Annotated in this window: 5 protein-coding genes; all 5 read left to right on the forward strand. The window is 52.5% G+C overall.

Features of this window, described 5'->3' with window-relative positions; translation table 11 throughout:
• Nucleotides 1-577 precede the first annotated feature (577 nt).
• The 5 genes from infC (at nucleotide 578) to argJ (ending at nucleotide 4,300) form a co-directional block, all read left to right on the forward strand.
• Nucleotides 578-1,108, forward strand: coding sequence for a translation initiation factor IF-3 (gene infC, locus LPA02S_RS10850; protein ID WP_202812992.1), 531 nt, complete (start codon nucleotides 578-580; stop codon nucleotides 1,106-1,108).
• A 27-nt stretch (nucleotides 1,109-1,135) separates the two neighbouring features.
• Nucleotides 1,136-1,336, forward strand: a complete 201-nt coding sequence (rpmI, locus tag LPA02S_RS10855) for a 50S ribosomal protein L35 (protein WP_054650464.1) — start codon at nucleotides 1,136-1,138, stop codon at nucleotides 1,334-1,336.
• 52 nt (nucleotides 1,337-1,388) lie between these two features.
• Nucleotides 1,389-1,745, forward strand: a complete 357-nt coding sequence (gene rplT / locus LPA02S_RS10860) for a 50S ribosomal protein L20 (protein WP_054650466.1) — start codon at nucleotides 1,389-1,391, stop codon at nucleotides 1,743-1,745.
• Nucleotides 1,746-2,064: 319 nt separating this feature from the next.
• Complete coding sequence (gene argC, locus LPA02S_RS10865; protein ID WP_056957170.1) at nucleotides 2,065-3,096, forward strand: N-acetyl-gamma-glutamyl-phosphate reductase; 1,032 nt, start codon at nucleotides 2,065-2,067, stop codon at nucleotides 3,094-3,096.
• Between the two features lie 10 nt (nucleotides 3,097-3,106).
• Nucleotides 3,107-4,300, forward strand: a complete 1,194-nt coding sequence (gene argJ / locus LPA02S_RS10870) for a bifunctional glutamate N-acetyltransferase/amino-acid acetyltransferase ArgJ (protein WP_054650468.1) — start codon at nucleotides 3,107-3,109, stop codon at nucleotides 4,298-4,300.
• Nucleotide 4,301: the final 1 nt, after the last annotated feature.

A 4,301-nucleotide genomic window follows, 5' to 3' on the forward strand; every position in this document is an offset into this window, starting at 1 on the left:
GGCACCCCCAACGGCCAGAACCACACTTGCGCACGAATCTACTAATGAGCTGGTAATCGTCCACGACCGCATCAATAACTAGCCAGTCTGAATAACGTACGAGTACAGCACCAGGACACTTGAGATTAGAGCAATTGAAAAATCAAGAACGCACAGCCGAGGCTTCCAACAGCACACCTGACAGGAGCGGTGACTGCCATAGTAGCGTGAGGCCGCGTCGGTCGGCTTGGTGAGCGGAGGCGTGCGGGGGCGGAGCGGAAACCACCTACTACCACTCTGTATCGGGAACCCGTGGGTGGGCGTTGGGACGTAGGGCACGTAAGCCGCAGTCCCAACGCCCACCCGCGCGTTCAAGTCACCATGTTTCGCCCTCCGCTTCCTGCCGGTTACGAATAAGTTACGTTTGACATTGGTGGGCTTATCAGGTATGCTATTTTCTGTTGAGAAAAAGCAGAAGTTGCCCGCTTCTCGCCCAAGTCACTGACCTCTAGGCTCTAATGTACGGATATACATGGATGGCGGGACGCTTGTGTCTCGCTGTCTTTTTGTTTTTTCTCGGTAAACTAAGTGGAGGTGAATCGTTATAGCTAAAGATATGATGGTTAACGATGGGATTCGTGCTCGCGAGGTACGTCTTATTGCCGAAAACGGTGACCAGCTGGGCGTACAGTCCAAGCAGGATGCCCTGAAGTTAGCAGACGATGCAAATTTGGATTTGGTTCTTGTCGCTGCGAAGGCTAAGCCACCAGTAGCACGGATCATGGATTACGGGAAGTTCCGCTTCGAAGAACAGAAGAAGGAACGCGAGTCCCGTAAGAAACAAAAGACCGTCAGCATCAAGGAAGTTCGTCTTAGTCCTGTGATTGAGGAGAACGACTTTAACACCAAGCTTAACAATGCCGTTAAGTTCCTGAAGAAGGGCGCCAAGGTGCGTGCTTCTGTCCGTTTCCGTGGTCGTGCAATCACGCATAAGGAAATTGGGCGTCAGGTCCTGGACCGGTTTGCGGAAGCCACGGCGGATATCGCCACGGTTGAAACACGCCCAAAGATGGACGGGCGGAGCATGTTCTTGATGCTCACCCCGAAGGTTGACCAGGACAACAAGTAGTAACACATATTTTTAGGAGGAAAAATCATGCCTAAGTTCAAAACTCACCGCGCTTCTGCCAAGCGTTTCAAGCGTACCGCTAGTGGTCTACTGAAGCGCGGCCACGCGTACACATCCCACCGTTTCCACGGTAAGACGAAGAAGCAGCGTCGTCAGTTGCGTAAGTCTGGCTTGGTATCGGCAAGTGACATGCGTCGTATCAAGAAGATGGTTTCCGGTATCAAGTAATTGTTCCGGCAATTACTGTTCGAAGTTCGTGATTTTTTAGGAGGAATAAATTATGCCACGTGTTAAAGGTGGAACAGTTACTCGTAAGCGCCGTAAGAAGGTAATGAAGCTCGTTAAGGGTTACCGTGGTTCTAAGCACCGTTTGTTCAAGGCCGCTCACACCCAGTTGATGGTTTCTTACCGTTACGCATTCCGGGACCGTCGTGCAAAGAAGCGCGAATTCCGTTCAATGTGGATCGCTCGTATCAACGCCGCTGCGCGTATGAACGACATTTCTTACAGCAAGTTGATGCACGGCATGAAGGTCGCTGGTATCGACATGAACCGTAAGATGCTGTCCGAATTGGCCATCAACGATCCTGCCGGCTTCACGGCAGTTGCTGATGCTGCCAAGGCAGCCATCAAGTAATAGTACTTGAATAACGTTTTCCGGTCTAGCCGGTACGTTTACGCGTCCTCTTCGGAGGGCGCTTTTTTAGTACCGTTGATCATCTTCAAAAAGCTCTGTGATTTTTAAGCGAATACTCGGATGTACTGCATAAACATTTGTATATATACAGTTTAAACCGGATGGGTTCCACTCCAAGCGGGGACGAATGAGGCTTGGCAATACGGCGTTTGTGCCCTTAAATAGAATTAAATTCACAAAACCACTTGCATTTTCAGGTATTCGCCGTATACTAAAAATATTCAGAAAAATGTATATTTGTTAGGAAAAGGTGATTGCTGTGCGAGTAGCGTTAGTGGGAGTAACCGGATATTCCGGCATGGTTTTGTACCAGATGTTAGCAGGACATCCGCATGTTGACGGGGTGGATCTTTACGGTCATAACCTCACGGAGCCAGTCGCATTGGCGTCGGCAGTGCCCCAATTTGTTGGGGCCACCGACGTCGTGCTGCAACCATACAGTGAGCAGGTGGTGATGGCTCAAGATGACGTCGTTTTCTTCGCTACCTCTGCCGGTGTGACCAGGACGGCCGCGGTACCGTACATTACGGCCGGCTTTCCCATGATTGACTTATCCGGGGATTTGCGGCTGAAGCAACCAGATCTATATACGCAGTGGTACCACAAACCGGCTGCGGCAAAGCAAATATTGGCCCAAACGCACTACGGATTATCCGATTTGCAAAGTAGCGCGGGTATGGCAGCTATTGCCAACCCGGGCTGCTATGCCACCGCGACCTTGCTGGGACTTGCGCCGCTGGTTCAATCCGGACTAATTATGACTGATAGCATTATTGTTGACGCTAAGTCCGGGACTTCGGGAGCGGGTAAACACCCCGGTGAGTTAACGCACTTTAGTCAGGCTAATGAGAACCTCCAAGTGTATAAGGTGAACCAGCACCAGCATATTCCGGAAATATTACAGCAGTTACAGGTTTGGGATCAATCCATTGCGGCCATTCAGTTTAATACCACGTTGCTACCTATTACGCGCGGGTTGATGAGTACCATCTACGCGCGGGTATGGCCAGACGTCACGGCGGCCGCAATCGACGAGGCCTTTACTAGTACGTTTGCCGACGTGGCGGGTGTCCGCTATACCGGCGACCGGTTGCCGAACTTGAAGGAAGTCGTGGGGACGGATTATTGCGATGTGGGGGCTGTCTTTAACCCCACCACGGGCATGGTTATGGTAGTGAGCGTCATTGATAACCTCATCAAGGGTGCGGGCGGCCAGGCCATCCAAAATATGAACCAAATGTTTGGTTTTCCGGAAATGGCCGGAGAACCTGTCAACGTTATCTTGCCATAGGGGGATTAGCATGGAATATCAAGTTAGTACGGAGTTTCTTTGGCCACAGGGTTATTACGCGGACGGGGTGCACGCCGGGTTACGCAAGGTGAAGCCCGATATGGGGTGGCTAGTTTCCACCGTTCCGGCAGCGGCCGCTGGGACGTATACCACTAACCAGTTTCAGGCCGCCCCCACCCGCCAAACCAAGCAGCTCATCAGCACGAATCATGAACTCCAAGCGCTGATAATGAATAGCGCTTGTGCCAACGCAGTCACGGGCGCTAAGGGTGAGGAGAACGCAGTCACCATGCGCGAGTTGGCCGCGGCTAAACTCGACCTGCCTGTACATATGGTGGGGGTGGCTTCAACTGGTGTGATTGGTGAACAACTGCCAATGTCCGTTATCCAACACGGCATTGACTTATTGGCCCGCGAACAGGATTTAAGGGTCACTGAGGCCATCCTGACGACCGATAAGCACGCCAAAACTGCGAGTGTGACTTTGCCCATTGACGGGCAAACGGTAACTATTTCTGGATTTGCAAAGGGTTCCGGCATGATTCATCCCAAAATGGCAACCATGCTGGGGTTTGTGTTCACGGATGCGGCCATTGCGGGCCCACGGCTCCAAACTTTGATCAGTGAGTTAGTCGACACGACTTTTAACCAGATTACGGTTGATGGCGACACGTCAACTAACGATATGGTGGTTGCGCTGGCCAACGGCTGTGCGGCTAACACGCCATTAACCCCGGAACACCACGATTACGACAGCTTCAAGGCTGCTTTGCGCTACGTGCTGATGGTGTTGGCGCAGGATATCGCGGCTGACGGTGAGGGTGCAACCAAGTTGGTGGAGGTGAATGTTGCCGGGGCCGCTAACGCCGTGGAAGGGCAGCAGGCGGCCAAAGCGGTTGTGGGCTCTAACTTGGTGAAGGCGGCCGTCTTTGGCGCGGACCCGAACTGGGGACGTATTCTAGCCGCGATTGGGCAGACAGACGTGCAGGTCGATGTGCACGCTGTGGACGTCGCGATAAACGGCATTGCGGTGGTGGCGGCTGGTTTGGGCACTGACTTCGATGAGGGACAGGTGCAGGCCACGATGGCGGGCGACAAAGTTGTACTGGACGTTGATCTACATGTGGGTGATGCCACCGGACAGGCTTGGGGATGTGATCTGACCTATAAGTATGTGCAGATTAATGCGGCGTATAGGAGTTAGA

Source organism: Lacticaseibacillus pantheris DSM 15945 = JCM 12539 = NBRC 106106 (assembly GCF_001591865.1).
Taxonomy (GTDB): domain Bacteria; phylum Bacillota; class Bacilli; order Lactobacillales; family Lactobacillaceae; genus Lacticaseibacillus; species Lacticaseibacillus pantheris.

Excerpts from the sequence above, each read along its gene's own strand:
- argJ (WP_054650468.1), top strand. The coding sequence starts at position 3,107 with ATGGAATATCAAGTTAGTACGGAGTTTCTTTGGCCACAGGGTTATTAC.
- rplT (WP_054650466.1), top strand. The coding sequence starts at position 1,389 with ATGCCACGTGTTAAAGGTGGAACAGTTACTCGTAAGCGCCGTAAGAAG.
- rpmI (WP_054650464.1), top strand. The coding sequence starts at position 1,136 with ATGCCTAAGTTCAAAACTCACCGCGCTTCTGCCAAGCGTTTCAAGCGT.